Genomic DNA, 1953 nt, shown 5'->3' with positions numbered 1-1953 from the left:
CGGACCGCACCCTCGACGGCACGGGCCACCGGGTCGTCGGGCGACGAACCATGCACGCAACCCACCTCCTCGCTGGATGTCACTAGCTTGGCATATCACTAGCCTAGAAAGATACTAGCCTCATGACGGGCCACTACGATGGGCGCGTGACCCAGGCAGCCACGGGGGGCTCCTACTGGTACGAGGAGTCCGACGCGGAGGCCCGCCGCCTCCTGGAGGCCTTGCGGACCTTCCGCCGCGCGGACGAGGCGATGCGACGACGCGCCGGCCGCGACATGAAGATGAACCTCACCGACCTCCGCGCGCTCCAGCACGTCATCGCCTGCGAGGGGCACGGCGAGCCGACGACGCCGCGCGGGCTCGCCGAGTACCTGGCGATCTCCACCGCCTCGACCACGAAGCTGCTCGACCGCCTCGTCGCCTCCGGCCATCTCGAGCGGCGCCCGCACCCGTCGGACCGCCGGTCGGTGGTCGTCGTCGCCTCCGACGCCGCGCACGCCGAGGTGCGCGAGAGGCTCGCCCCGGTGCACGCGCGCATGCTCGAGATCGCGCGGGCCGTGCCGGCGCGCTCCCGCCCGGCCGTGCGGGACTTCCTGCTGGCCATGGCCGCGGAGGCCGAGCGGGAGCCTGACGACGTCGCGGGCACCGTCGTCGGCGACGCGTCCGCCTGACGAGCGGCTACGCGCGCGGCGCGGCCCAGCCCGCGGTGCGCAGCTCCCGCACCTGCTCGACCATCCACGGGCTTACCGACCACGAAGCGAGGTCGACGAGCGTCGAGGCGTCGCGCGGCCGCACCCACCGCCAGTCCATGACCTCGTCCGGGTTCGGCACCGGGTCGCGGTCCACCGACGCGAAGAGCACCGGGCAGATCTCGTTCTCGACGACGCCGCCCGCGTCCACGGCGCGGTAGCGGAACGACGGGAGCACGGGCTCGCCGTCGGTCACCACGTCCAGCCCGAGCTCGTGCCGGCCGTGCCGCAGGACGGCCTGCGCCAACGACTCGCCCCGGCGCGGGTGCCCGCAGAACGAGTTGGTCCAGACCCCGGGCCACGTCCGCTTCGACAGCGCCCGCCGCGTGAGCAGGAGCCCGCCGTCCGGGCGGAACAGGTAGCAGGAGAACCCGAGGTGCAGCGGGGTGTCGCGGGTGTGCACGGTGGCGCGCGGCGCGGTCCCCACCGGGGCCCCCGCGTCGTCGAGCAGGACGACGTGGTCGCCTGCGGCCTCGGGTCCCGCGCCGGATCCGGCGTCGACCCCGGTCACGACGCGCCCGCCTCAGCGACGGCGGGGGCGCGGACGGCCCGCACGCGCAGCACCACCGCCGCGCCGAGCACGATGACGGCGGCGGCCACCGCGCTCGCCGCGGCCGGCGCCGAGGTCGGCTCGCCCCCGGACCTCGCGACGGCGACCCAGGCCAGGCCCCAGGCGATCGCCGCCGCGACGGCGAGCCGCCCGCGCCCGCGCACGGCGAGGGCGACGCCGATCGCGGCGACCGCCGCGAGGATCCCCACGGCCCACCAGTCGGCCGCCACGCCCCCGCCGTCGAACCCCGCGGCCGTCAGGGCCGCCGCCACGTTCGCGACGGTCGCCACGCAGACCCAGCCCAGGTAGAGGCCGAGCGTGCCGTCCACCAGCACCCGCTCCGCGACACCGCTCGCGGGGGTCCGGACCAGGATCAGGAACGTCCGGGCGAGCATCACCAGGAGGGCCACGATGACCACGACGCTCCACCACAGCAGGCCCGCCTGGACGGCGAGGATCCAGGCCGCGTTGAGCAGCATCGTCGCCGCGACCGGCCACCGCAGGCGGCGCTGCCGCTCGTCGAGCGCGTGCGCGGGGAGCCACTGGAAGACCGTGTACCCCGCGAGGCCGAGGTAGATGACGGTCCAGATCGAGAACGCCGGGGACGCCGGGGCCACGAGCGTCGCGTCGGCCGCGAGCGCGCCGCCCGCGGCC

The 1953-nt window shown here is 75.9% G+C and carries 3 protein-coding genes; 1 reads left to right on the top strand and 2 read right to left on the bottom strand.

The window, feature by feature from the left end; genetic code table 11:
- Positions 1-146 precede the first annotated feature (146 nt).
- A complete protein-coding gene (locus ACFWEK_RS21230; protein WP_430555325.1) occupies positions 147-671 on the top strand; it encodes a MarR family winged helix-turn-helix transcriptional regulator in 525 nt (174 codons plus the stop codon).
- Positions 672-678: 7 nt separating this feature from the next.
- Here the strand turns inward: ACFWEK_RS21230 and idi are convergent, their stop codons facing one another.
- Together idi and ACFWEK_RS21220 are read right to left on the bottom strand one after the other, a co-directional pair.
- Positions 679-1260 carry an isopentenyl-diphosphate Delta-isomerase gene (idi, locus tag ACFWEK_RS21225; protein ID WP_430555324.1) on the bottom strand — a complete coding sequence of 194 codons (582 nt, stop codon included), beginning with the start codon at positions 1258-1260 and terminating at the stop codon, positions 679-681.
- Positions 1257-1953: tryptophan-rich sensory protein (locus tag ACFWEK_RS21220; protein ID WP_430555323.1), on the bottom strand; the 697-nt coding region annotated here is incomplete at its 5' end. The genes ACFWEK_RS21220 and idi, both read right to left, overlap by 4 nt.

It is taken from the genome of Isoptericola sp. NPDC060257, from assembly GCF_042726645.1.
Lineage (GTDB): Bacteria > Actinomycetota > Actinomycetes > Actinomycetales > Cellulomonadaceae > Isoptericola > Isoptericola nanjingensis.
The sequence above is the reverse complement of the archived record's forward strand: the minus strand, read 5'-3'. Positions and strand labels throughout refer to the sequence as shown.